23 protein-coding genes are annotated in these 24044 nt (G+C 66.0%); 10 read left to right on the forward strand and 13 right to left on the reverse strand.

Features of this window, described 5'->3' with window-relative positions; all coding sequences use genetic code 11:
• Positions 1-64 precede the first annotated feature (64 nt).
• Positions 65-1483, forward strand: coding sequence for an MATE family efflux transporter (locus J2751_RS09045; RefSeq protein ID WP_209485337.1), 1419 nt, complete (start codon positions 65-67; stop codon positions 1481-1483).
• A gap of 94 nt (positions 1484-1577) precedes the next feature.
• Here J2751_RS09045 and J2751_RS09050 read toward each other — a convergent pair whose 3' ends face one another.
• Together J2751_RS09050 and trxA are read right to left on the reverse strand one after the other, a co-directional pair.
• Positions 1578-1727, reverse strand: a complete 150-nt coding sequence (locus tag J2751_RS09050; protein WP_209485339.1) for a 50S ribosomal protein L40e — start codon at positions 1725-1727, stop codon at positions 1578-1580.
• An 87-nt stretch (positions 1728-1814) separates the two neighbouring features.
• Positions 1815-2084, reverse strand: coding sequence for a thioredoxin (gene trxA, locus J2751_RS09055; protein WP_209485341.1), 270 nt, complete (start codon positions 2082-2084; stop codon positions 1815-1817).
• Between the two features lie 141 nt (positions 2085-2225).
• Between trxA and J2751_RS09060 the strand changes: the two genes are divergently transcribed.
• The 3 genes from J2751_RS09060 (at position 2226) to hisE (ending at position 3766) form a co-directional block, all read left to right on the forward strand.
• Complete coding sequence (locus tag J2751_RS09060) at positions 2226-2390, forward strand: preprotein translocase subunit Sec61beta (protein WP_209485343.1); 165 nt, start codon at positions 2226-2228, stop codon at positions 2388-2390.
• A gap of 444 nt (positions 2391-2834) precedes the next feature.
• Entirely contained in the window at positions 2835-3428 is a 594-nt protein-coding gene (gene pdxT / locus J2751_RS09065) for a pyridoxal 5'-phosphate synthase glutaminase subunit PdxT (protein ID WP_209485346.1), read from the forward strand.
• Complete coding sequence (gene hisE, locus J2751_RS09070; protein WP_321168676.1) at positions 3425-3766, forward strand: phosphoribosyl-ATP diphosphatase; 342 nt, start codon at positions 3425-3427, stop codon at positions 3764-3766. The genes pdxT and hisE overlap by 4 nt, the downstream gene beginning before the upstream one ends.
• Here hisE and J2751_RS09075 read toward each other — a convergent pair.
• Positions 3763-4167 (reverse strand): hypothetical protein, encoded by a 405-nt coding sequence (locus J2751_RS09075; RefSeq protein WP_209485348.1) that lies wholly within the window; start codon positions 4165-4167, stop codon positions 3763-3765. The two genes, hisE and J2751_RS09075, sit on opposite strands and share 4 nt — an antisense overlap.
• Positions 4168-4306: 139 nt before the next feature.
• Between J2751_RS09075 and leuS the strand changes: the two genes are divergently transcribed.
• From leuS to J2751_RS09095, 4 genes are all read left to right on the forward strand, one after another.
• Positions 4307-6982, forward strand: a complete 2676-nt coding sequence (leuS, locus tag J2751_RS09080) for a leucine--tRNA ligase (RefSeq protein ID WP_209485360.1) — start codon at positions 4307-4309, stop codon at positions 6980-6982.
• Positions 6983-7068: 86 nt separating this feature from the next.
• Complete coding sequence (gene kynU, locus J2751_RS09085; RefSeq protein WP_209485362.1) at positions 7069-8463, forward strand: kynureninase; 1395 nt, start codon at positions 7069-7071, stop codon at positions 8461-8463.
• A gap of 525 nt (positions 8464-8988) precedes the next feature.
• A complete protein-coding gene (locus tag J2751_RS09090; protein ID WP_209485364.1) occupies positions 8989-11907 on the forward strand; it encodes a DEAD/DEAH box helicase in 2919 nt (972 codons plus the stop codon).
• A 212-nt stretch (positions 11908-12119) separates the two neighbouring features.
• Positions 12120-12509, forward strand: coding sequence for a PLD nuclease N-terminal domain-containing protein (locus tag J2751_RS09095; protein WP_209485366.1), 390 nt, complete (start codon positions 12120-12122; stop codon positions 12507-12509).
• Between the two features lie 24 nt (positions 12510-12533).
• Here J2751_RS09095 and J2751_RS09100 read toward each other — a convergent pair whose 3' ends face one another.
• Together J2751_RS09100 and J2751_RS09105 are read right to left on the reverse strand one after the other, a co-directional pair.
• Complete coding sequence (locus J2751_RS09100; RefSeq protein WP_209485368.1) at positions 12534-12965, reverse strand: DUF6276 family protein; 432 nt, start codon at positions 12963-12965, stop codon at positions 12534-12536.
• A 101-nt stretch (positions 12966-13066) separates the two neighbouring features.
• Positions 13067-13771 carry a V-type ATP synthase subunit D gene (locus J2751_RS09105; RefSeq protein WP_209485371.1) on the reverse strand — a complete coding sequence of 235 codons (705 nt, stop codon included), beginning with the start codon at positions 13769-13771 and terminating at the stop codon, positions 13067-13069.
• Positions 13772-13866: 95 nt separating this feature from the next.
• Here J2751_RS09105 and J2751_RS09110 point away from each other — a divergent pair, with 95 nt between their 5' ends.
• Positions 13867-14046 carry a helix-turn-helix transcriptional regulator gene (locus J2751_RS09110; RefSeq protein ID WP_394357381.1) on the forward strand — a complete coding sequence of 60 codons (180 nt, stop codon included), beginning with the start codon at positions 13867-13869 and terminating at the stop codon, positions 14044-14046.
• Between the two features lie 71 nt (positions 14047-14117).
• On the opposite strand, the gene J2751_RS09115 is transcribed toward J2751_RS09110, so the two are convergent.
• The 8 genes from J2751_RS09115 to ahaH form a co-directional block, all read right to left on the reverse strand.
• Entirely contained in the window at positions 14118-15545 is a 1428-nt protein-coding gene (locus J2751_RS09115) for a V-type ATP synthase subunit B (RefSeq protein WP_209485375.1), read from the reverse strand.
• A 2-nt stretch (positions 15546-15547) separates the two neighbouring features.
• Positions 15548-17323, reverse strand: a complete 1776-nt coding sequence (locus tag J2751_RS09120; RefSeq protein ID WP_209485377.1) for a V-type ATP synthase subunit A — start codon at positions 17321-17323, stop codon at positions 15548-15550.
• Between the two features lies 1 nt (position 17324).
• Positions 17325-17657, reverse strand: coding sequence for a V-type ATP synthase subunit F (locus J2751_RS09125; RefSeq protein ID WP_209485380.1), 333 nt, complete (start codon positions 17655-17657; stop codon positions 17325-17327).
• Complete coding sequence (locus J2751_RS09130; RefSeq protein ID WP_209485382.1) at positions 17654-18700, reverse strand: V-type ATP synthase subunit C; 1047 nt, start codon at positions 18698-18700, stop codon at positions 17654-17656. The genes J2751_RS09125 and J2751_RS09130 overlap by 4 nt, the downstream gene beginning before the upstream one ends.
• Positions 18697-19275 carry a V-type ATP synthase subunit E gene (locus J2751_RS09135; RefSeq protein WP_209485384.1) on the reverse strand — a complete coding sequence of 193 codons (579 nt, stop codon included), beginning with the start codon at positions 19273-19275 and terminating at the stop codon, positions 18697-18699. The genes J2751_RS09130 and J2751_RS09135 overlap by 4 nt, the downstream gene beginning before the upstream one ends.
• A 16-nt stretch (positions 19276-19291) precedes the next feature.
• Positions 19292-19543: a hypothetical protein gene (locus J2751_RS09140; protein ID WP_209485416.1), complete on the reverse strand. Its 252-nt coding sequence runs from the start codon at positions 19541-19543 to the stop codon at positions 19292-19294.
• Positions 19544-19723: 180 nt separating this feature from the next.
• Positions 19724-21997 carry a V-type ATP synthase subunit I gene (locus J2751_RS09145; protein WP_209485418.1) on the reverse strand — a complete coding sequence of 758 codons (2274 nt, stop codon included), beginning with the start codon at positions 21995-21997 and terminating at the stop codon, positions 19724-19726.
• A gap of 21 nt (positions 21998-22018) precedes the next feature.
• Complete coding sequence (gene ahaH, locus J2751_RS09150) at positions 22019-22360, reverse strand: ATP synthase archaeal subunit H (protein WP_209485386.1); 342 nt, start codon at positions 22358-22360, stop codon at positions 22019-22021.
• 159 nt (positions 22361-22519) lie between these two features.
• On the opposite strand from ahaH, the gene minD reads away from it, so the two are divergent.
• Positions 22520-24025 (forward strand): cell division ATPase MinD, encoded by a 1506-nt coding sequence (gene minD, locus J2751_RS09155; RefSeq protein ID WP_209485388.1) that lies wholly within the window; start codon positions 22520-22522, stop codon positions 24023-24025.
• Positions 24026-24044 lie beyond the last annotated feature (19 nt).

The raw sequence follows: 24044 nt of genomic DNA on the forward strand, positions 1-24044 counted from the left end.
GGGCTCCGGCGGGGACGGCCGCGTTCGACATCTAAAAACCGGTTCCGGCCGTCGGCGATGACGCATGGATTTCCCGCGGCTCCGGCGCGTCTGGAAACGCGTGTTCTCGCTCGCGTGGCCGGTGATGGCCGAGCAGACGTTCCGCACCGCGATGCGGACGACGGACATCATCGTCACCGCGCTGTTCTCGCCGGCGGCCGTCGTCGCCATCGGGCTCGCGGACCTGTACGCCCGGTTTCCGCTGCGGATCGGATTGGGGCTCGGCGGCGGCGCGATCGCGCTCTCCTCACAGGACACCGGCGCGGGCGCGACAGACACCCGCGACGAGGCCGTCACACAGGCGATCCTGATCGGCGCGCTCGCAGGTGTTCCGTTCGTCCTCTTCGGCCTCTTTTTAGGTGAGGCCGCGATCGACGTGTTCGGAACGCTCGTCGGGCAGGAGACCCCATCGGAGGTCGTCGCGCTCGGCTCCGTCTACCTCGCAATCGTCTTCGCGACCGCCCCCGCGAGACACGTCGCGCTCGTCGGCGCGCGAGCGCTCCAAGGAACCGGCGACACCCGAACGCCGATGTACGTCAACATCGTCGCCAACACGCTCAATATCACCGGATCGGTCGTGTTGGGGTTGGGACTGTTCGGCTTTCCGCGGCTGGAGATAGTCGGCGTCGGGCTGGCGACCGCCGCCGCCAACGTCCTCACCGCCGGCCTGCTGTGTGCGGCCATCTGGGGGTCGTGGACCGACGCGAACTTCGCTCGACCGCGGGATCTCACGATCGCCCGCCAGCTCCTTCGGGTGAGCGCCCCGCGAGTGGTCGAGGGATTCGGCTCGGAGGCCGCGGAGTTCCCGTTTAACGCCCTGCTGTTAGGATTCGGCGAGGCGGTCAACGCCGGGTTCCAGATCGGGCGGCGCGTCTACCAGCAGGTCACCGGACCGCTCTCGCGCGGATACAACGTCGCCGCCTCGGTGCTCGTCGGGCATGCGCTGGGCGCGGGCGATCCGGACGAGGCACGATACAACGGCTGGGCGGTCGCGAGCCTCGGCGTGCTCACGGTCGGAACGATCGGCCTCGCGCTCGTCGTGCTCGCACCGGAGGTCGTCCGCCTCTTCACGAGCGACCCGGAGACCGCGAGCTACGCGGTCGACTTCGCTCGAGTATACGGCCTCGCAGGAGCCGCGCTCGTCTGCTTCTCGGCGCTGTCGGGGTCGTTACAGGGCGCAAGCGAGACCCGGATACCACTGGTCGCGCGGGTCTCGGGGATGTTCGGGCTCTTTTTGGGACTCTCGTGGCTGTTGAGCCGGACGCTGGCGCTCGGCCCCGAAGGGGCGTACATCGGGGTGTTCCTCGCGTACTGCTGGATGGCGCTCGTCGTCGCTGTCGGCTTTAGGTACACCGGGTGGGCACCGCGCGCGGCGGAGATGATGGCCGAACGCGGGAGCGCCGCGGACGCGGATCACGTCGCCTCGGAGACGAGCGAGGACTAATCGATTCGGCGTCCGGGAGAAGGCGAGTGACAGTGCCGAAGAAGCCAGGTGCTAGCGGGAACCGGAGCGGAAATAAATGGGCGATGCGTGCCGTTCAGGTCGCGCGGCGTTCCTTCGCCTTCGGTCGGAGCTTCTTGTAGCCGCACTTGCGGCAGCTCTTGGCATCCGGGGCGTTGCGGGCGTTACAGCGCATACAGATCGCGCGGTCGAGGTTGCGGCGTTCCGCGGCGTCGAAACTGGCCATACTACCGGTGAGCGTGCGAGCGCTGTAAAAGGTTGCGAGACGCGGCGACGGAACACTGCCGGAGCGAGGCGGCGACGGGAGAAACCGTTATGCGCCGGCTTCGGAGATGGCCGCCGTGATGTCCTCCTTCTGGGTGACGCCGACGAACCGGTCGACGACGCCGTCGTCGTTCTCGACGATCAGCGTCGGCAGCGACCGAACTTGGTACTGGTTGGCGACGTCCTGCTCCTCGTCGACGTCGACCTTCTGTAGCTCGAAGGCGTCGCCGAGTTCCTCCTGAACGTCCTCCAGGATCGGGTCCTGCGTTTTACACGGGCCGCACCAGTCTGCGTAGAAGTCCAGCAGTCGAACAGTCATGGTTCGCCGATGACTAGCAGGGCCGAGCCGATAAGGGTTTCTCACCCGGCGGTACGATGAGGGACTCCGCGAGCGATCCCCGCCCGAACGGTCCCGATCCGAGACGAAACGCTTACCACCGGCGATACAGTATCGATGCGTATGAGCAGTGGAAGCAACTCCGGCGGGCTGATGTCCAGTGCGGGGCTCGTTCGGTACTTCGACGCACAGGACCGGAACGCGATAACGATGGACCCGAAGACGGTCCTCGCGTTCTGCGTCCTCTTCGGCGTCTTCGTCCAGATCCTCTCGTTGACCGTTGCGTAACCGACCCCACCCTACTTCGCTCACCCTGACGGGTTCGCTCGTGGAGGGTGGGGCTTTGATGTGGGACTCGCCGTCAGTTGTCGCAGGGGAGGAAGGTCGTTCCTCGCCCGTACTGAGCGACCTTCGGGGTCGGCGTCCCCACCATTTGGGGCCGGGCTACTGCGGCCCGTGATACCGCCGACGTGCGCGACGGTATCACTACACAATGGTACGTTGTCGCCCGAAAAAAGTGTATCGGGTGGCAAGTCAGACAGTAGCAATCAAGTTACTTGTTTCCGGCCATGTCGGCTTCCTCCCCGGCCTACTCGCTTCGCGCTTCCGACCGGTCGGAAGCGCTTGCTCGTTGAGGCCGGGGGCTCCGCCTCGAAAGATGCTGAGATCGGAGGGGGTCTCCCCGATGTCGCGTAGCGCGCCCTTTTTGCGCGTCGCTCCCGGATAGCGAGTATGTACGCAGGCGTCATCGCCGTCCAGGGCGACGTGGCCGAACACGCCGCTGCCATCGAGAATGCGGCGGCCGCACACGACGAACCCGCCGAGGTCGTCGAAGTGAGGGAGTCGGGTATCGTCCCCGACTGCGACGTGCTTCTCATGCCGGGCGGAGAGTCGACGACCATCTCGCGGCTGATCCATCAAGAGGGAATCGCAGACGAGATCCGCGACCACGTCGCGGCCGGGAAGCCGGTTCTCGCCACCTGTGCCGGCCTCATCGTTTGTTCGCGCGACGCCAAGGACGACCGGGTCGACCCCCTCAGCGTCGTCGACGTCACCGTCGACCGCAACGCGTTCGGTCGACAGAAGGACTCCTTCGAGGCGAAGGTCCCGGTCGAGGGGCTTGACGAGCCGTTCCACGCCGTCTTCATCCGCGCGCCCGCCATCGACGATGTCGGTGAGGCAGTCGAGACGCTCGCGACCGTCGACGGGCGGCCGGTCGCAGTGCGTGACGGCCCGGTCGTCGCGACCGCGTTCCACCCGGAACTCACTGCCGACCCGCGACTCCACGACCTCGCCTTCTTCCCCGACAGCGAGGTGATCGCGTGAGCGACCTCGACGATGGCGACGGGAACGTGCCCGACAATGCCCGAACCGTCCCGGACGAGGCCGTCCTCGACGAGCTGTTTGCGACCATCGAGTCGCGCAAGCGAGAACTGCCAGAGGGGTCGTACACCGCCTCGCTTTTTACCCACGAGAAGGGCGAGAACGCGGTGTTAGAGAAGATCGGCGAAGAGACGACTGAGGCGATCCTCGCGGCGAAAGACGACGACCTCGATGAACTGACCTACGAGAGCGCTGACCTCGTCTATCACCTGCTGGTGTTGCTCTCGATGAAAGACCTCGACGTGGACGACCTTCGAGCCGAGTTGCGCGACCGGTTCTAACGCTCGCGTTCGAGCTCTTTGTCGATGCCGTCGACGTCCTCGCTTTCCAACTCGCGGGCGATCCGCTGTTCGAACTCCGCCTCGCTGATCTGTCCCTCGATGTACTGCTGTCGGAGACGGTCCTGCCGGTCCTGCGAGCCGCCCGCCGTCGATGACCCCGACGAGTACGAACTCGGTCCGGTGGAGATTCGGTCCGTTTCTGACCCGCTGCTGCCGAATATCCACGATCCTGCTTTATAAGCAGCGTAGACGATTCCAAGGAGGATAGCGAGCGATATCAACCCGGATATCACCGCCCACGCGAGACTCAACAGCGTCGAGACGATGGAGACGACGATGCTGACGGCGATCAGGATCCCGATCCCGATCGCGCCGTAGTAGAGGACCTTTTTGAGCGCCATACTCCGAACTGGCGGCTCCGACCGCAAATACCTTCTCCCGTACCGGCCCTCCCGAGAAACGACCACATCCGGGCGTGTCACGGTCCATCACAGGATGGAAAGGTATAGAACGCCGACCGAACCACGAGTATATAAGCAGATGTCACAGGAGGGTTACGACCACACCGCGGTCGAGAGTCGGTGGCAGGCGGCGTGGGACGACGCTGCCGTGTATCACACGCCGGACGACGTCGAGGACCCGACGTACGTCCTCGGGATGTATCCGTACCCGTCCGGGAAACTCCACATGGGCCACGTCCGGAACTACACCATCACGGACGCGTACGCCCGCTACCGCCGGATGCGCGGCGACGACGTACTCCATCCGATGGGGTGGGACGCGTTCGGCCTCCCCGCGGAGAACGCCGCCAAGGAGCGCGACACGAACCCCCGCGACTGGACGATGGACTGTATCGACACGATGCGCGGCCAGATGAAATCGATGGGGTTCGGCTACGACTGGGACCGTGAAATCACGACCTGTACCCCCGAGTACTACGAGTGGAACCAGTGGCTGTTCCGCCGGTTCCACGAAGAGGGGCTCGCCGAGCGCCGCGACGCCGAAGTGAACTGGTGTCCCTCGTGTGAGACCGTCCTCGCCGACGAGCAGGTCGAGGGAGACGCAGAGCTGTGCTGGCGGTGTGACACCCCGGTCGAGGACCGCGAGTTGGAACAGTGGTTCCTGCGGATAACCGAGTACGCAGACGAGCTACTGGAGGCCATCGACGACTTAGAGGGCTGGCCGAACTCGGTCCGGCAGATGCAGCGTAACTGGATCGGCCGTCAGTACGGGACACAACTCGAGTTCCACATCGATGGACATGGCCCTGTCGAGGCGTTTACGACCCGTGTCGACACAATCCACGGCGCGACGTTCTTCGCGCTCGCACCGGACCACCCGATAAGTGAGGCGCTCGCGTCCGAGGACGACGCAGTCCACGAGTTCGTCCATCACGAGGCCGATCCCGAAGGCGACGAGCCGAATGGAGTCGAGACCGGCTTGACCGCCACCAACCCCGCGACCGGCGAGGAGATACCCGTTTTCGTCGCCGACTTCGTCCTCTCGGATGTGGGAACCGGCGCGCTGATGGCCGTCCCCGCACACGACGAGCGCGACCACGCCTTCGCGGAAAAGATGGACGTCGAGATCCGACCCGTGATCGCCCCTGAACCGGACGACTGGGACGACGACACGGCCCCCGACACACCCGACGTGAGCGAGGAGGCGTTCACCGAGGACGGCGTGCTGATCAACTCCGGCGAGTACAGCGGGTTGCGGAGCGAGACGGCCCGCGAGCGACTCACTGAAGCGATCGAGAGCGCGGAGGAGAGCACCCAGTACCAGCTGCGCGACTGGGGGATCTCCCGGCAGCGCTACTGGGGGACGCCGATCCCGATCGTTCACTGCCACGACGACTGCGGAAGCGTGCTGGTGCCTGAGGAGGACCTCCCCGTGGAGCTGCCGGAGTTCATCAACACGACCGGCAACCCGCTCGATGCCGCCGAGGAGTGGAAGGCGACGATCTGCCCGGAGTGCGGCGGGTCGGCAACCCGCGAGACCGACACGATGGACACGTTCGTCGACTCCTCGTGGTACTTCCTGCGCTACGTCTCGCCCGGCGCGGAGGAGGTACCCTTCGACCTCGATCGTGCGAACGACTGGATGCCGGTCGACCAGTACGTCGGCGGCATCGAACACGCCGTGATGCATCTGCTGTACAGCCGGTTCGTCACGAAGACAATAGCCGACCACGAGGGACTGGAGCACCGCGAGCCGTTCACCAACCTGTTGGCGCAGGGAATGGTCCAACTGGACGGCGAGAAGATGTCAAAATCAAAGGGGAACACCGTCTCCCCACAGCGGATCGTCGAGGAGTACGGCGCGGACACCGCTCGCCTGTTCATGATGCAGGCGGCCCAACCCGAGCGCGACTTCGACTGGAGCGAGGAGGGCGTCAGGTCGACGTACCGGTTCCTGACACGGCTGGCCGACCTCGTCGAGGAGTACGTCGCGGACGACGCGGCGACCGCCCCCGCCGACGCCGACCGCGACACGGTCGACGACTACGTCGCGAACGAGACCGACGCCGCCGTCGCCATCGCGGGCGCGGAGTACGACGACCTCACGTTCAACGTCGCACTGCGCGAGGCGCAGGACCTCGTCCGAACGCTCCGGAGCTATCGCGAGCACGCCGAGCCGCACCCGGAGACGTACGCGCGCGGCCTCGACGTCGCCGTCCGCCTGCTCGCACCGGTCGCCCCGCATCTGGCCGAGGAGCTGTGGGAAACGCTCGAACGAGACGGGTTTGCCGTCGACGCCGAGTGGCCGACCGCAACGGTCGACCGGGTGACTGTCGAGCGCCGCCGCCGGCTGGTCGAGAACACGCGCGAGGACGTCCGCGATATCGTCGACGTGGCGGGCATCGAGGACCCCCAGCGGATCGATGTCGTCGTCGCGCCCGACTGGAAATACGACGCGCTGTCGATCGCCCTCGACAGCGACGCCGGCAACCTCATCGGCGAACTCATGCAGGAGAGCCACATCCGCGAGCAGGGCGACGATGCCGCCTCCTACGGGCACGACCTACAGGCGAACCGCGAGGCCCTCCGGGAGACGCTGTCGGGTGACGACGAGTACGACGCGCTGCGGGCGGCCGCGTGGCTGATCGAGCGTGAGTTCGATGCGCCCGTCGTTGTCGAGCGTGCCGCGGACGCAGACGACGCCGTCGTCCGGAAGGCGGAGCCGGGGCGACCGGCGATCGACATCGTCGAGTAGCGACCAACTCCTCGGTTTCATCCGATTTGTTCGGACACGAGCGCCGTCCCCGGAACCGATTAGTCGACGGCACCACCCGATCGGGTATGGACGAGTACGACGGAGCGACCGATGTCGGCGACGTGGATCCGGCCGTCCTCGCCGCCCGCCTCGACGACGGCGACCCACTCTCTTCGGTCGCGGACCGATACCACGTGCCAGGAGACGTGTTGTATATGGACGGCAACTCGCTCGGTCCCGCAAGCGACGCCGCGCTGGCGAGTCTCGACCGCGTGATCGAGGAGTGGCGTGAGCTGCTGATCGGCGGGTGGACCGACGCTGACCCGCCGTGGTTCACGATGGGTGAGCGGCTTGGTGACGCGCTCGCGCCGCTGGTCGGTGCCGACCCCGAGGAGGTCGTCGTCGGCAACTCGATCACGGTGAACATCCACACGCTCGTCGGGACGTTCCTCGATGAACTACTGGCCGGAAACGGGCCGGAGCGTGAGGGACTCCCAGCGGCGGACGGGACGTGGGTAGGGGACGGGACGCAGGCGGCGGACGGAGACCCCGAGACCGACCCCGCCGTCCTCGTCAACGAACTCGACTTTCCCTCAGATCACTACGCGATCCGGGCACAGCTCCGCCAGCGAGGGATCGATCCCGACGAGAAGCTCCGGGTCGTTCCGAGTCGCGACGGTCGGACGATCGACCCCCGAGATATCGAGGCCGCGCTCGACGCCCACGACGACATCGGGATCGTCTGGATGCCGACCGCGCTGTACCGCTCGGGACAGCTGTTCGACGTTGCGCGGATTACCGAGGCCGCCCACGAGGCGGGCGCGTACGCCGGCTTCGATGCGGCCCACTCGGTCGGCACGGTCCCACACGAGTTTGGCGAGGCCGACGTCGACTTCGCGGTCTGGTGTACGTATAAATACCTCAACGCCGGTCCCGGATCGATCGGCGCGCTGTACGTCGCCGAGCGCCACCACGGGCTCACGCCCGCGCTGGCCGGCTGGTGGGGCCACGAGAAGGACACGCAGTTCGAGATGAACATGGAGTACACTCCGGCCGACTCCGCGGGTGCGTGGCAGATCGGAACCCCGCCGCTGTTCGCGGCCGCACCCTTGGAGGGCTCCATAGAGCTCCTCCGGGAGGCCGGGATCGACCGGCTCCGCGCTAAATCGCTCGCGCTCACGGACTTCCTCATCGCCCTCGTCGACGAGCGGCTTCCAGAGGTGTCGGTCGGCACGCCCCGTGAGCACGCGGCCCGCGGCGGCCACGTCGCCCTCGAACATCCTGACGCCGAGCGGCTGAGCGCGGCCCTAACGGATCGCGGCGTGGTCGTCGACTTCCGGCCGCCGAACGTCGTCCGCGTCTGTCCGGCCGCGCCGTACACCTCGTTCGCCGACGTGCTGGAAGTGGTCGACGAAATCGCGGCGATCCTCGACAGCGGCGCACACGAGCAATACGCGACGAGTGGGGGTGGAGTGACGTAGGTGACGATAGCGACTGTTTATAAATGAACTGCGGTGGCGCGCCCCGGTGAGCGGCCCTTTGGGCCGCGAACCGTGAGGGACCGAGGGTCCCTCTGGCAGCCGGCGCTACGCGCCGGCGACGCCGGCGCGAGGGACGCGGCGACCGAAGGGAGCCGCGAGGCTGGGGAGGTGTGAGGTGCGGTTGCGGTGCGGGGTGGGATTCAAAGGGGCAGTCGCGAGGGCGGCGCAGGGGACGCGAGCACCGCAGGGAGTGAGCGAAGCGAACGACCGAGGAGCGCGGCGAGCGTGCGCCGCCCTCGCGACTGGGGCTTTGGCGGTGTTCATCGCCGGATCGCTAGTAATCACTTATAAACGAGCGACCGAGGCTTTGGCGGTGTTCATCGCCGGATCGCTAGTAATCACTTATAAACGAGCGACCGAGGCTTTGGCGGTGTTCGTCACTCATCCACCACCGATCACTTATAAATAAACCACGTATAGCGACGGCCTTAATCGCCTCAGTCTCCAACATCCGACGATCAGCTAATGGCGAAATCGTCGGGCATGGACGCGTTCGCGAACCTCGGAACTGAGGTCCGGGAGGCCCTCTCCGAGCAGGGCTTCTCCACACCCACTGAACCACAACAAAAGGCGATCCCGCCACTGTCCGACGGCCGAAACGCACTCGTTCTCGCGCCGACCGGAACCGGAAAGACGGAAACCGCGATGCTCCCCGTCTTTGACGCCATCGTCGACGCCCGCGATTCTCCCGGCGACCGGCCCCGAGATGGGATCTCTGCCCTCTACATCACCCCGCTCCGCGCACTCAACCGCGACATGATGGACCGATTGGAGTGGTGGGGCGATCGACTGGATATCGAGGTCGCAGTGCGTCACGGCGACACCACCCAGTACGAGCGGTCGAAACAGGCCGACGACCCGCCGGATGTACTCATCACGACGCCCGAGAGCCTCCAAGCAATCTTGACCGGTTCGAAGATGCGGGTTGCCCTCGAAGACGTGGCACACGTCGTGATCGACGAGGTACACGAACTCGCCTCGGCGAAACGCGGCGCACAGCTCACGGTCGGGCTCGAACGCCTCCGCCGGGTGGCAGGACCGTTTCAGCGGGTCGGCCTCTCCGCGACCGTCGGGACACCCGGGGAAGTCGGGCGCTTTCTCGTGGGCTGTGGCCGGCGCGATCCGGACCGTCCGGGCGACCGCGAGTTCGAGACGGTCGAGGTCGCGGCCGGCAGCCGGACCGACGTGCGGGTGCTCGACCCCAAAATAACCGACCGGGACGCCACCCTCGCCGGCGAGTTGGCGATCGACGAGACGACTGCGAGCCACGTCCGGACGATCCGCGGGATCGTCGCCGACAACGACTCGACATTGATCTTCGTCAACACGCGACAGACCGCGGAAGCGCTCGGCTCGCGGTTCAAGACGCTGGCCGAGCGGGAGGAGAGCGACGAGAATATCGCCGACCCAACCGGGATCGAAGTCCATCACGGGTCGCTCTCGAAGGATGTCCGGATCGACGTGGAAGACCGGTTCAAATCGGGGGATCTCGATGGGCTCGTCTGTACCTCCTCGATGGAACTCGGCATCGACGTGGGACGCGTCGACCACGTGGTTCAGTACGGGAGTCCCCGCGAGGTCGCCCGCCTGCTCCAACGCGTCGGCCGCGCGGGTCACCGCCGCGATCTGGTTTCTGAAGGAACGGTCGTAACGCAGGGCGGTGACGACACCCTCGAAGCGCTGGCGATCGCCCGCCGCGCCGACGAGGAGTTGGTCGAGCCGGCGGCGATCCACCACGGCAGTCTCGATACCGTCGCCAACCAGATCGTCGGGGTCGTCATGGACGAGGACGACATCCACGCTCGGGAAGTGTACGAGACCGTGACGAACGCGTACCCGTTCCGCGAGCTCTCGGAGCCACGGTTTCAGGAGGTCGTTCGCGAGCTCGACGGTAACCGGCTGCTCTGGCTCGACGAGGAGTCGGACACGCTCGAAAAGTCCGGGGGGACGTGGCAGTACTTCTACGCGAACCTCTCTATGATCCCCGACGAATCCACCTACGAGGTGTACGACATGTCCTCGCGTCGCGGGATCGGCACCTTGGACGAGCGGTTCGTCGTGAACTTCGCCGGTCCGGGCGAGACGTTCATCCAACGCGGCGAAATGTGGCGGATCACGAAGGTGGACGAGGAGGAGGAGCGCGTCGAGGTCACACCGATCGCGGACCCCGCGGGCGAGGTCCCCTCGTGGGTCGGCCAAGAGATCCCCGTCCCGCGACCGGTCGCCGAGGAGGTGGGACGGATCCGGGGTGAGGTCGCGGACGCGCTCGTGGCCGGGTCGACTCCGAGGGCGGTCGCGGGCGATCTCGCGGAGCGCTATCCGATCGACGAGACGACTGGCGCAGCCGCGATCGACGCGATCGTCGACCACGTTGAGGCGGGCGGTCCCGTCCCGACCGACGACCGGGTCGTGATCGAGGGGAGCGCGCGGACCGTGGCCGTGAACGCGACGTTCGGTCACGCGGTCAACGAGACGCTCGCGCGCCTGCTCGCCGCGCTCGTGGGGCAGCGGACGGGGTCGTCGGTCGGGATGGACGTCGACCCGTATCGGATCGAGTTCGAGGTCCCACACGGTGTCGATCCCGGTACGTTCTGTGAGGTTCTGGAGACGACGGACCCCGACTCGCTGGAGGCGTACCTCGAACTTGCCCTGAAGAACGCCGACACGCTGAAGTTCACGCTCGCGCAGGTCGCGGCGAAGTTCGGCTCAGTCAAGCGCTACCGCGAGGGGCGCGGGAAGTTTGGCGGCGACCGCCTGCTCGCGGCGCTTGAGGGGACTCCCGTCTACGACGAGGCGGTCCGGGAAGTGTTCCACGCCGATCTCGCCGTCGAGGAGACCGCCGAGGTGCTGTCGGAGATACAGTCCGGCGAGATCGACCTCGCGACCGCCCGCGAGCGGACGCCCCTCGGGACCGCGGGACGCTCGGCCGGCACGGAGTTCCTCGTGCCCGAGAACGCCGACGCCGACGTGATCGAGACGGTCCGCGAGCGCATCCGCAACGACCGAGTGATCCTATCGTGTCTCCACTGTAACGACTGGAAACACACGACGAAGGTGCGACGGGTCCGCGAGCAGCCGGAGTGTCCGGAGTGCGGGTCGACGCGGATCGCCTCGCTGAACCCGTGGGACGACGAGACGGTCGCCGCGGTCCGCGCAAGCGAAAAGGACGACGGACAGGAGCGACGCACCCGGCGGGCCCACCGCGCAGCGAGTCTCGTCCAGACCCACGGGAAGCGGGCGGTAATCGCGATGGCCGCCCGCGGCGTCGGCCCGCACAACGCCGCCCGGATCATCAACAAGCTGCGCGAGGACGAAGAGGAGTTCTACCGCGACGTGATCCGTCAGGAACGCGAGTACGCCCGGACGCAGTCGTTCTGGGACTGAGTCCGGCTGCCCCACCGCCGTGGAGTTCCACTTGCGTCCGCCTTTCGCCGCCGACGTTTCGACTCTCCGCGATCACTTCCCGACGCATGCCAGTAATATGAAAGGGAATCCGGTGGAGCCGAACACGTGGAATCCGAACCGGACGAACGCCATCCAACGTGGAGACGCCTCACGGACCCGGGGTCTTATATCGACGCGCTCGAAGCGGGCGTATGGAGCCGTTCCTCGTCGTAGTTCTCGTCGGGCTGCCGCTCGCGTGGCTCGTCGGGTTCGCGGCGTACGCCTACATCGACGCGCCGAACCACGGGATGAACCCGAAAAAGTGGGCAGCGATCGCGTTTTTCGTTCCGCTGTTCGGCTTCTTCGCGTATCTCTTCGAGCGAGCGGAGACCGACTACGACCCCGAAGAGGACCCGTACGCACAGGGCCAACGCTTCGAGGTCCACGAGTCGCGACGCGGAGAGGAACTCATCGAACCGGGCGGAACCGACCGCGGCGAGGGACGAGAAGCGGCCGATGGGGGACGAAGCGCGACCGACGGAGAAGGGGGCACGACCGACGAGGACGACGAGTGGAACGATCCGCCGGGCGTCGACGTGTAATACGGTTCTCACGCTAGCGGCGATCTAACAGAGATCGAGGAGCGCGGCCCGTCGCCGATCGAGATCGAATGCGGCATCGGCGGCGTCGAGCCGTTCGAGAAACGAGAAGACGTCCGCACCCGAGCGCTCCGCGTGTTCGACCAGTGCCTCGATCGACGATCGATTGAGCGCGAACGACACCAAGGAGCCGCATAGCAACGCGAGCGCGACGCCCGCCTCCCCGTCGGGAAACGCGGGGTCAACCGGCGAAAAGTCGGGCACCGGCGATCCCACACCGACATCCATGGGTTCCACAACTCCGTCCGCCGACCCCGCCGGATCCACACCGGCGTCGACAGCCGGGACCGTCCGGAGACAAACCGTACAGATCACGGTTTCGGGCGCGGGCGCGTGCTCGCGGATCCCGGGTGGCACCGCGAACGCGACGACGCTCGACGCACAGTACGGACAGGCCATGGCGGCCACTCGGAGGCGTGAGTACTTAAACGGACGCGACATCGGGCCGGTGAGTCCGAAACCGGAGAAAGTCGAGAGCCGAACGAGTCTATCCGGCCGGATCAGGCGTCGGCCGCGTCCGCGGACGACTCGGCCTCCGTGGCTGCCTCGGCTTGAGCTTCCTCTCGCTCCGCCTTCTCTTCTTCCTCCTTTTTGTCCTTGATCTTCTTCAGCCGGAAGGTCTCCTCGCGCTCCTGCTCCTCGAGCTTCTGTTCGATGTATTCCTGGTTCTCGTACAGCTGGGGCAGAAGCGTGAACTCCAAAGCGTTGACGCGTCGCTTGGTGGTTTCGATCTCCTCCAACATCTTCTTCATCGCCGTCTCGACCTCGGCAGCGAGGATAATCGATTCGAGCAGTTCCTCGTAGGCGTCCGCGGCCTCGTCGATCCGCGCCGAGGAGCCGAGCAGGCCGTAGCCTCGCTCGTCGAGATTCTTCTTCACCTTCGAGGACTCGATCTGTGGAACAACGACGCCCATGATGTTCTTCGACCGCGTGGTGATCTCCGGGTGCTCCTTCAGCGCCGCGGCCGCACCGCGGACGGCGACGTCGCCCTCCATCGCGCGCGCCATGTCGATCGTCCGCTGGGCCGTCTCGTAATCGTCCGCCATGTCCGACCGGACGTCCTGTGCCTGATCGAGGATGTCCATGAACTCCATGATGAGCCCGTCACGCTTCTGTTCGAGCGTGTCGTGACCCCGTTCGGAGAGATCGATTCGGTCCTCGATCGCCATCAGGTTCTTCCGGGTCGGTTTGACGTCCTTGGCCATCTGTTGCCCGAACGTTCCGCGTCGACCCGGTTAATTCTTTTCAGACGCGAAGCGCCCCAAGCGGGGTCAAGCGGGTACGACCGCCGAAAAAAGAACTGCCGGGAAGGGAGTTCCCGCAGCACCGCAGTCGAATGCGACAGTCAGCGATCGTCGAGGAGCTCGACTGGTCGAAGTCGAAAACCTCCCGGGTCCTGTCGCGAATGGCCGACGAAGGAGACGTTGAGAAGCTCCGGATCGGCCGAGAGAACGTGATCGATCTCGCCGAGACCGAGTGAGGATCCGTCATCCGAACGGTTTCGATGCCGTTGCTCAAGCCGGGGCGGGACATCGAAAAAACGAGGAGCGATCAGTCCGCCGATTCGACGACCTGCTGCTCCGAGTCGTCCTCGTGGTAGTACTCCTCGATGAACTCCTCGTCGATCCGGTTGAGCGCGTCCTTCGGCAGCATCGAGACGAGTTCCCAGCCGAGGTCAAGCGTTTCCTCGATGTCGCGATTCGTGTCGAACCCCTGATCGATGAACTCCGCCTCGAACCGGTCGGCGAAGTCCAGGTATTTATTGTCCAGGTCCGACAGCGCCTCGCGGCCGACGATGTTCACGAGGTCACGGAGGTCCTCCCCCTCCGCGTACGCCGCGAACATCTGGTCTTTCAGGTCGGCGTGATCGGCGCGCGTGAGCCCCTCGCCGATCCCGTCGTCCATCAGCCGCGACAGGCTAGGAAGCACGTTGACCGGTGGCTGAAGCCCCTGACTGTTCAGGTCGGGGTCGACGTAGATCTGCCCCTCGGTGATGTATCCGGTCAGGTCCGGGATCGGGTGGGTGTCGTCGTCACCCGGCATCGTGAGGATCGGGATCTGCGTCACCGACCCCTCACGACCCTCGATCCGGCCCGCACGCTCGTACAGCTGTGCGAGGTCAGTGTACATGTATCCGGGGTAGCCACGCCGGCCGGGGACCTCCTCGCGAGCCGCACCGATCTCACGGAGCGCCTCACAGTAGTTCGTCATATCCGTCAGGATGACGAGCACGTGGTAGTCCTTCTCGAAGGCAAGGTACTCTGCCGTCGTCAGGACCATTCGCGGCGTGACCGTCCGCTCGACCGCGGGGTCGTCCGCGAGGTTCATGAAGACGACAGAGCGTTCCAGCGCACCGGTGCGCTCGAAGTCCTCCATGAACTCGTTGGCCTCCTCCTGAGTGATCCCCATTGCGCCGAAGATGACGGCGAACTCGGAGCCCTCCTCGTCCTCCTCGTCGTCACCCTCCTCCTCGGGGACGCTGGCCTGCCGGGCGATCTGCATCGCCAACTCCGAGTGCGGCTGGCCGGAGCTGGAGAAGATCGGGAGCTTCTGTCCGCGAACGAGCGTGTTCATCCCGTCGATCGCGGAGACGCCCGTCTCGATGAACTCCTCGGGGTACTCCCGGGAGTACGGGTTGATCGCCGCACCGACGATGTCCTGTCGCTCCTCGGGAACGATCTCCGGGCCGCCGTCGATCGGACGGCCGGAGCCGTCGAGAACCCGTCCGAGCAGGTCCTCGGTGACGGGCATCTTCATCGTCTCGCCCAGGAAGCGGACGGACGCATTCTGGTCGATACCGGAGGTGCCCTCGAACACCTGGATGGCGACGACGCCCTCCGAGGATTCGAGCACCTGTCCGCGCAGCGTCTCCCCCTGTGCTGTCTCGATCTCGACGATCTCGTCGTAGCCGATCGCCTCGTCGACCTCGGCGTACACGAGGGGGCCGCTGATCTCAGTGATGGTTTGATACTCTTTCATGGTCAGTAGAGGCTCCGGAGCTCGTCGGCGATCGCCGATTTGAGATCCTCGATGTACTCCTCGTAGTCCTCCTGAACGCCGATACGGTTGATCCGCGGGGCGGCCTCCGTGTCGACGATGTCCTCGACGGGCACGCCCGCTTCGAGCGCGTCGAACGCCTCGTCGTGGAACGTCTCGATCGTCGTCAGCATGAGGTACGTCTTCTCCGGCGGACAGAACGTGTCCACCGGGTGGAACGCGTTCTGCTGGAGGTACGCCTCACGCAGGTAGCGAGCGACCTCGAGGGTGAGCTGCTGGTCGTCCGGCAGCGCGTCTTTCCCGACGAGCTGGACGATCTCCTGCAGCTCTGTTTCCTCATCGAGAATATCGACGGCCCACTGGCGCTTCTCCGCCCAGTCCTCCTCGACGTGCTCCTCGAACCACGGGTCGAGCTGGTCTTTGTACAGCGAGTACGACTCGTTCCAGTTGATCGACGGGAAGTGGCGGCGCTCCGCGAGGTCCGCGTCGAGCGCCCAGAACGTCTTCACGATACGCAGCGTGTTCTGCGTGACCGGTTCCGAGAAATCGCCGCCGGGCGGACTCACCGCGCCGATCGCGGAGACGGAGCCTTCCGTCCCGTTGACGTTCTCGAAGTAGCCGGCTCGCTCGTAGAACTGCGCCAAGCGGGCGGCGAGGTACGCGGGGTACCCCTCCTCGCCGGGCATCTCCTCCAGCCGCGAGGAGATCTCGCGCATCGCCTCCGCCCACCGCGAAGTGGAGTCGGCCATCAGCGCGACGTCGTAGCCCATGTCCCGGTAGTACTCCGCGATCGTGATCCCGGTGTAGATACAGGACTCACGCGCCGCGACGGGCATGTTCGAGGTGTTCGCGATGAGCGAGGTCCGGGCCATCAGCGGGTTGCCGTTGGCCGGGTCCTCCAGCTCTGGGAAGTCCTCGATCACTTCGGTCATCTCGTTGCCACGCTCGCCACAGCCGACGTAGACGATAATGTCCGCGTCGGCGTACTTCGCGAGCTGGTGTTGCGTGACCGTCTTCCCGGAGCCGAACGGCCCCGGAATCGCGGCCGTTCCGCCCTTTGCGATGGGGAACAGGCCGTCGAGGATGCGCTGGCCCGACACGAGCGGCTGTCGGGGCGTGCGCTTCTCGACGGTGGGACGCGCCTCGCGCACCGGCCACTCTTGGTGCATCGAAACGTCCGTCCCGTTGGCGAGTTCGGCCACCGTCTCGGTGACGTCGAACGAGCCGGCCTCGATGGCGGTGACCTCGGTGGTCTCGCCCTCCTCCAGGGCGTCCGGCGGCACCATGACCTTGTGGTCGATGGTGACCGTCTCTTCGACGACCCCGACCACGTCGCCGCGGCCGACCTCGTCGCCGACCTCGACGGTGGGTTCGAACTCCCACTCCTTCTCGAGGTCGATGCCGGGGGCGTCGACCCCGCGGTCGAGGTACGGACTCTCCATCTTGCCCTCCAGTACGTCCAAGGGACGCTGAACGCCGTCGTAGATGGCGTCCAGCATTCCCGGACCGAGATCGACCGACAGCGGCTCGCCCGTGTTCTCGACGGGTTCGCCGGGGCCGACCCCGGAGGTCTCCTCGTACACCTGAACCGTCGTGATGTTGCCCTCGATCTCGATGACCTCCCCCATGAGTCCCTCGTCGCCGACGTAGACGACGTCGTTCATGCGGGCGTCGAGATCGCGGGCGCTCACGACCGGACCGCTCACGCTTTGGATGACACCGTCTTCGACGGTGGTCTCCGTGGATTCTGCCTTGCTCATATTAGTTCTCCTCCTCGTCCATCAGGTCGATCCCGATGGCACGTTTGATCTGGTCGCGGAGCCCGCCGCTGCCGGCACCGCCGGCACCGAGCGTCACGAGAACGGGCTCGATGCTTCCCTCGACCCGCTCGCGGGTCCCCCGCGAGAGGTGCTCGAGGTCCGCGTCGTGCATCACGATGATGCCAGTCGCCTCGTCGTCGAGCGTCCGTTCGACCGCGTCGTCGAGCCGGTCGTCCTTCTCGTCGTCCGGTACGTTCTCGAACTTGCGGACGCCGGCGAGCCGAAAGCCGGTCGTGAACTCCGGGCTCCCGACCACGGCTATTTCTTGGCTCATGTTATCACCAGCTCCGATTCGATCTCGTCGGCCGGCAGGCCAGCCTCCTTGCCGCGGGCGATGGCGCGGATGTTGTCGACCTCGCGCTCCTTCGCAAGGATGTACGAGATGATCGGCGTCACGGACACCGGGTGGATCGTTCCCAACTGGTCTCCGTACGCCAGCAGCGCGACATCGGTCGCGTGCTCGAACGCGATGAGGCTGTTCGCGTCCTCGAGCTCACGAAGTGCCGGCCCGAGTTCGTCAGCGTACTGGCTGTCGGCAATGTACTCGACGAGCTCGTCGAGGTTCCTCGCGAGCCGGGCGAGCTGATCGCGAGTGAACAGGTCACCGCCCTCGATGAAGTACGCCGCGGGGTCGATATCGGCTCCCGACCGGGCGAGCCGGAGCGCGTTGTCCGCGTTCCGGAAGTCGACCTCGGCCTTGAGGAACGCCTCGTACTGCCGAGTCGGCTCGTTGCCGGGCAGGTTCGCGAGGAGGCGTTCGTAGAAGGCGCGGTCGATCGCGTTCTCGAGCGGGACGAGCGTGTCCGTCTCCTCGTATTCCGCGTACGCGGATCGTAGTGGCTCGCCGTAGATCGTGTCCTCGAGGACCTCGATAACAGCGTCGATCGAGTCGGCCTCAAGGAGCCGACGGATCCGCCGGTCGTCGAACTCGCCGGCCCGGATGAGGTCGACCTCGACCGCCTCCTGGCCCGCGTCGGTGTAGATACCGCGAATGACCGTCTTCACGTTCCACGCGTCGAACTTCCGGAGGTACCGGGCAATGAGATCGTACAGCCCACCCTCGCTCCAGTCGAGGATGCCCTCGAACTGCTTGGCGAGGTTCCGGTTCAGCGCGTACTCGATGAGGTCGACGCCCGCGTGGCGGCTCCCCAGCGCGTTGATCTCCGTCTCGTAGCTCGACTCCTCCATGAAACGGGCGATCTCGGCGGGACTCATCCGAACGAGCTTTCGGTACTCCTCGTCCCCGTAGAGCGAGCCACGGCGGGCGCGAACCCGCGCGACGACGTACTCCGGGTTCGAGCTGCCGACGGCGCTCATTGGTCGAACAGTCGCTCCGAGATGTGTTTCAACTCGTCGTCCCAGACGGACTCAAGGACCGAGTCGAACGTGTTGTTCACGCGGACGCGGGAGGTGTCGCTCTCGGCGACGACGCCGCCGAGACACTCGGTTTCCCCGTCGACCTGTGCGTTACTGCCCGCGACGAGCTCCTCGAGGAGTTCGATGTCCTCGGCACGAGTGTAGACGGCGACTGTCTCGTCGTCGTCGAACTCCGCGAGGGTCGCGTCGAGCAGGGCCTCGGTCAGCTCGCGGCGTCGGTCGCCGTCAAGCCCCCGGATCGTCTCCTCGACGTCGTCGTACACGTCCTGAAGGACGTCACGACGTGCGGCGAGACGCTCCTGTTTGGCCTCGAGTTTCGCCGACGAGAGCGTCTGCTCGCGCTCTTGGTCGATCCGCGTTTCGACCTCGGCGAGCCGCTCCTCGTGGATACGCTCGGCGTCTTCCTCCGCCTCGGCAATTATCTCGTCGGCCTCGGCGTCGGCCGCCTCGCGTACCTCCTCCGCACGCGCGCGGGCTTCGTCTCGAACGTCCTCAACGACGGTTTCCAAACTCATTGGTGGAAGGGGCGGTTTAGAGGACGAAGACGAGAACGAGCGCGAGAATGACGATCGTCTCGGGAAGGACCGTCAGGATGAGCCCGTTGATGAACAGGTCGTCGTCCTCGGCCATTGCGCCGACTGCGGCGGAACCGATTCCTCGCTCGGCGTATCCCGCGCCGAGCGCGGCGAGCCCGACCGCGATCGCGATCGCGGCGTCCGGGTTCGTCAGCGTTCCGCCGGCCTCCAGTACAACAGTCCCGAGTTCGTTGGTAGCTTCAAGCATTGGTAGTAGTTGCAGTTGCTCGTCTCCGAACAGTAGGTAGTTGCCGCCACGAGAGTCATAAAGCTTCCCAAAACGGACGACCGGAACCGCCGCAAAGCGGTCGCTCACAGGTGTCACGACTGGTTGTTCGGCCGCCTTCAGCGAGCGGCTGTTCGTCGAAGCGCCGTTGGGACCGTCCCGCTACTCCTCGGAGGTGTAGCGTCGGTCGTAACCGAACGGCGAGTACGGGTCGCCACCGCCCTCGTAGAACTGTCCGAAGAACTCGACGTACTCGAGTCGGACGGCCTGAATACCGGCGGCCGTGATCCCGAGCAGGAGCACGACGATGTGGCCGACGATGGCGACGAGGATCGCCCCGACGAGCGCGACGACGCCGATGACGCTCGGCTCGAAGGCGGTCGAGATGCCGGCGAAGACGAGTTCGTACGTCTCCGGCTGCGCCTGTACCTCCGCGAGGCGGCTCGGCGTGAAGATGAAGTGATAGCTCCCCTCACCACCCTCGTCGATGTACGCGCCGAACGCGAGCAGGTTGACCGCGAGCGCCATCCCGCCCTTCGCGAGCAGCACGGCCATGATCCGGGCATACGAGATGACGTTGACGATCGGCGAGAGCACCTCGGCGATCTCCGTCGGTTCACCGATCGCGAGAAGCAGGAACCCGACGAACGCGCCGAGGAGGGCGACTATCCCGACGATCTCGGGGAGCCCTTGGAACTGGACTGCTCCGAGCGTCACTACGTCGATAGAGGTGAACAGGAACTCCGGCTTCTCTCCCGACGCCACGAGATCCAACTCCGCAAGGTTCCCGACCACCGGAAGCGTCACGTCGGGTCTGAGGAACTCGGGACGAACGCCCCCGGCTTGGGTGCTGAATATCCACACCCACGCGCCGTTGAGCAGGAGCAGCCACGACGCGCTCTCGTACATCGCGTGTTTGAGGTCGTGCTGCTGGAGGTTACTCACGAACGAAAGGATGTATCCCGCGTTCAGGTGGAGGATACCGAACAGCGCACTCATCACGAGCCATGCGAGTGCCCACTCGCCGGCACCGGGAGAGAGCCCCTTCGCGATCGGCCACGACTCGATCCCGAACCACGGGTACGCGTGGTAGCCGAACAGGTCGATCCCGTAGTATATCCCGAACAGGATCGTGAACGCGCCGGCCCACATGGCGACCGAACCCATCTCGCGGAACGCACCCTCATAGTTCGAGTACAGATACCAGCCGACGGCGGCGTACAACACCCCGTAACCGATATCCCCGATCATGAACCCGAACATGAGCGGGAACGTTAAGAACACGAGAAGCGTCGGGTCGAACTCCGAGTACTTCGGCCGACCGAACCCCTGGACGAGCAGTTCGAACGGACCGGCCGCCTTCCCGTTGTTCTGGACGACCGGCGGGTCGTCGCTGGCCTGCGTCGCGCGTCCACCATCAGTGGCTGCCTCGCGCTCTGCGGACTCGTCGGCCCCGTCGGGCGAGGAGGCGTCGCCGTGGTCGCGTTCGACCGTCTCGGTGTGATGGTCACCGTCGGGCGTGAAGGAGGCTCGCTCCAGCTCCTCGACGGCAGCGTGGTCGCCGACCGCGTCGGCGATCGTCGACTCGAACTCGGGGAACGTCGCCGTCGGGATCCACCCTTCCGCGATGAACGCGTTCTCGGTGGTCGCAAAGGAGAGCGGTGCCTCTTTCTTTTGTGCCTCGATGGTGAGCTGTTCCTCGGCACGAAGGAGGAAGCCGGCCGCGTCCTCCTTGACTGATGCGAGCTCCGCGTCGACCTCGGCGAGCTCCGATTCGAGCTCCGACCGCTCGCGTTCGAGTTCCGCGACGTACTCGCTCGGGGTCGCGTCCGCGTCCGGGACCTCCAACAGCGCGATGTCGACGCCGACGAGCGAGTCCTGTAGGAACCCCTCTTCGGCCCCGTCGGCCGGCGCGGCGAACGCGGCAACGACGGTGCCGCCGGAGAACACCTCGAACGACGCGACGTCGTCCGCCGCAGCGAGGGCAGCCTCGACCGCGTCGGCTTTCGCCTCCCCGACGACGACTTCGAGCGAGTCGTAGCCGCCGAGCAGGTCGAGCGCGATGCCGAGGTCGGCGAACGGCTCCATCCGCTCGATCGCCTCCTGCCGATCGCGGATCGACGCGCGAAGGTCGTCACGTCGGTCGTTGAGCTCGTTGACCCGGTCGCGAGTCGTTTCGAGCTCGGTGGCCAGCTCCTCGTCGTCGAGCGAGCCGATCCCGTCCGCGTCACCGTCGTCGACATCGAGGATGCTCTCCAGCGATCGAACCGTAACGAGTCGTTCGTTGACGGCCTCGGCGCCCGCAATCGAATCGCCGGGAGCGAACCCCTCGTAGCGGTCGTCGTAGTCGGTGACGTGAAGCGAGTGGTGGTCGTACGCCGCCTCGATGACGTCGTCGATGACGCGCTTCGAGCCCGTCACCGACACCTTGCTCATCTGCTCCGGTCTAAGAGCCATTCATTCCTCCGTCACGTGGGCTCTGACCGCGTCCTCGAAGCGTTCCACCGCGTAGTCGACGGCGTCGTCCGTACGATCCCGGGCCGCCGATTCGAGCGCTTCGCGGTCCTCGCGTCCCGTCGCGAGGATCTCTTCACGTCGCTGTTCGAGCTCCTCACGAGCCGCTTCAAGCCGTTCCTCAGCCTCCGCGGCCGCCTCCTCCTCGGCCTCGGCGCGGATCTCGTCCGCGCGTGCTCTGGCCTCGGCGAGGCGCTCGTCGGCGTCCGATTCCGCCTCCGCGATGATCTCGTCAGCCTCCGTTTCAGCCTCCTGTATCCGGTCGAGCACCTCTGGTCTCGCCATTCTACTGATCGCTTCAACGTCTACGAGCGACGTATAAGGTGTTTGCGGAAGCGCGCGGCACGATACGCGAACGATCCGCTGGCGACAGTAACCCGAAGAGCGTCGGATGTCGACGGAGCGCCGCGTACATTTAAGTAGCAGTCGCCGGACCCTGACGACATGGCAACGGTGTATGCGATCGCGTCGGCGAAGGGTGGGGTCGGAAAGACCACCACGACCGCGGCGGTGGCAACGCTGCTCGCGGAGTCCGGTGCCGACGTCGTCGCAATCGACGCCGACATCGGCATGGCGAACCTCGCCGACGCGCTGGGCGTCGGTCCCGGAGAGACGACGATCCACGACGTGCTCGCCGGCGACGCGGATCCGGAGGCCGCGGTCCACGAGGGGCCCGCCGGGCTCCGGATCGTCCCGGGCGAGACGGAGATCGACGCGTACGCTGCCGCCGATCCCTCGAGGCTTCGCGCGGTCGTGGAGGCGTTCGCGGACGCCGACTACGTGTTCCTCGATGCCGGGGCGGGGCTCTCACACGACTCGACGCTGCCGCTGGGGTTGGCGGACGAGACACTGCTCGTCTCCACGCCCGAGCGGAGCGCGCTCGGCGACACGGAGAAGACCCGGCAGCTCGTCGGGCGGCTAGGCGGCAGCGTCGCCGGTGCGGCGATCACACGCGTCGATGCGACGGATCCCGACGACGAGGCGGGGATCATCGAGACGATCCTGAACGCCGACGTTCTCGGCCGGATACCGGAGGATGCGGCGATATCGCGGGCGAACGCCGCTGGCGGGTCCGTCGTCTCGGTGGAGCCGAACGCGCCAGCGAGCCGAGCGTATCGTGACCTCGCGCGTGCGCTCACCGGAGCAACGATCGGCGATCCGGATCCGGATGAAGACGGCGACGAGGCGGAGGCGGACCGAGATCCGTCGGTTCCGAACGAGTATGAACCCGAGGAGGAGGCGGAGGAGCCGGGGGGAGACGAAGCGGAGGATGACGACCTGATCGTCGCCGACTCGGGGCCGGTCGGAATCAGCGAGGCCGGCGACGAAGAGGAGATAATCGTCGCGGACGAGCAGCCGGTCGAGGAGTCCGGAGTCGTCGAGGGCGCGTTCGACGGGACGGACGAGGTCAACGAGCCGGAGGACCAAGTCGACGAGCGGGATGGAAAGGTCGACGAGCGGGATGGAAAGGTCGACGAGCCGGAGGACCAAGTCGACGAGCCGGACGAGGTGAGCAGGGCGGACGACGACGATCCGGAAGAGCACGGAGCGGAGGACGGGAACCGGGACGGTAGCGAAGCCGACGAGGGACACGTGATCGACAGTCCGGAGAACCGATCACCGGATCCCACCGGTGGACCCTCGGTCGCGGAGGGCATTCCCGACGCGGAGAAAGGGGAAAGGGAGCACGCCTCGGACCGAATTTCGGCCGGCGGAGACGACTCGGACGAGGAGCCCGAACGGAACACGAAAGAGGAGCCCGAACCGGACGTGGACGACGAACTCGCCGGGAGCGTTCCGTTCCGCGACGACGACACCGGAACGATGGAGACGGCCCTCTCTCGGACGGACGAGGACGGCTCCGGAACGGACGGTGCGGACGGAAACGGGGACGACGACGAGGACGACGACGAGAAGGGCGGGTTCTTCAGTCGGCTACTCGGTCGGTGACGACACCGACGGAGCCCGA

It is taken from the genome of Halorubrum alkaliphilum, assembly GCF_017873815.1.
Taxonomy (GTDB): domain Archaea; phylum Halobacteriota; class Halobacteria; order Halobacteriales; family Haloferacaceae; genus Halorubrum; species Halorubrum alkaliphilum.

Coding starts and splice junctions, on each gene's coding strand:
- J2751_RS09120 (WP_209485377.1), bottom strand. CDS start 17,323: ATGAGCAAGGCAGAATCCACGGAGACCACCGTCGAAGACGGTGTCATC.
- J2751_RS09135 (WP_209485384.1), bottom strand. CDS start 19,275: ATGAGTTTGGAAACCGTCGTTGAGGACGTTCGAGACGAAGCCCGCGCG.
- J2751_RS09100 (WP_209485368.1), bottom strand. CDS start 12,965: ATGGCCTGTCCGTACTGTGCGTCGAGCGTCGTCGCGTTCGCGGTGCCA.
- J2751_RS09105 (WP_209485371.1), bottom strand. CDS start 13,771: ATGGCCAAGGACGTCAAACCGACCCGGAAGAACCTGATGGCGATCGAG.
- minD (WP_209485388.1), top strand. CDS start 22,520: ATGGCAACGGTGTATGCGATCGCGTCGGCGAAGGGTGGGGTCGGAAAG.
- J2751_RS09125 (WP_209485380.1), bottom strand. CDS start 17,657: ATGAGCCAAGAAATAGCCGTGGTCGGGAGCCCGGAGTTCACGACCGGC.
- J2751_RS09140 (WP_209485416.1), bottom strand. CDS start 19,543: ATGCTTGAAGCTACCAACGAACTCGGGACTGTTGTACTGGAGGCCGGC.
- J2751_RS09045 (WP_209485337.1), top strand. CDS start 65: ATGGATTTCCCGCGGCTCCGGCGCGTCTGGAAACGCGTGTTCTCGCTC.
- J2751_RS09090 (WP_209485364.1), top strand. CDS start 8,989: ATGGCGAAATCGTCGGGCATGGACGCGTTCGCGAACCTCGGAACTGAG.
- J2751_RS09060 (WP_209485343.1), top strand. CDS start 2,226: ATGAGCAGTGGAAGCAACTCCGGCGGGCTGATGTCCAGTGCGGGGCTC.
- trxA (WP_209485341.1), bottom strand. CDS start 2,084: ATGACTGTTCGACTGCTGGACTTCTACGCAGACTGGTGCGGCCCGTGT.
- J2751_RS09050 (WP_209485339.1), bottom strand. CDS start 1,727: ATGGCCAGTTTCGACGCCGCGGAACGCCGCAACCTCGACCGCGCGATC.
- J2751_RS09095 (WP_209485366.1), top strand. CDS start 12,120: ATGGAGCCGTTCCTCGTCGTAGTTCTCGTCGGGCTGCCGCTCGCGTGG.
- J2751_RS09075 (WP_209485348.1), bottom strand. CDS start 4,167: ATGGCGCTCAAAAAGGTCCTCTACTACGGCGCGATCGGGATCGGGATC.
- leuS (WP_209485360.1), top strand. CDS start 4,307: ATGTCACAGGAGGGTTACGACCACACCGCGGTCGAGAGTCGGTGGCAG.
- J2751_RS09130 (WP_209485382.1), bottom strand. CDS start 18,700: ATGAGCGCCGTCGGCAGCTCGAACCCGGAGTACGTCGTCGCGCGGGTT.
- pdxT (WP_209485346.1), top strand. CDS start 2,835: ATGTACGCAGGCGTCATCGCCGTCCAGGGCGACGTGGCCGAACACGCC.
- J2751_RS09115 (WP_209485375.1), bottom strand. CDS start 15,545: ATGAAAGAGTATCAAACCATCACTGAGATCAGCGGCCCCCTCGTGTAC.
- kynU (WP_209485362.1), top strand. CDS start 7,069: ATGGACGAGTACGACGGAGCGACCGATGTCGGCGACGTGGATCCGGCC.
- ahaH (WP_209485386.1), bottom strand. CDS start 22,360: ATGGCGAGACCAGAGGTGCTCGACCGGATACAGGAGGCTGAAACGGAG.
- J2751_RS09145 (WP_209485418.1), bottom strand. CDS start 21,997: ATGAGCAAGGTGTCGGTGACGGGCTCGAAGCGCGTCATCGACGACGTC.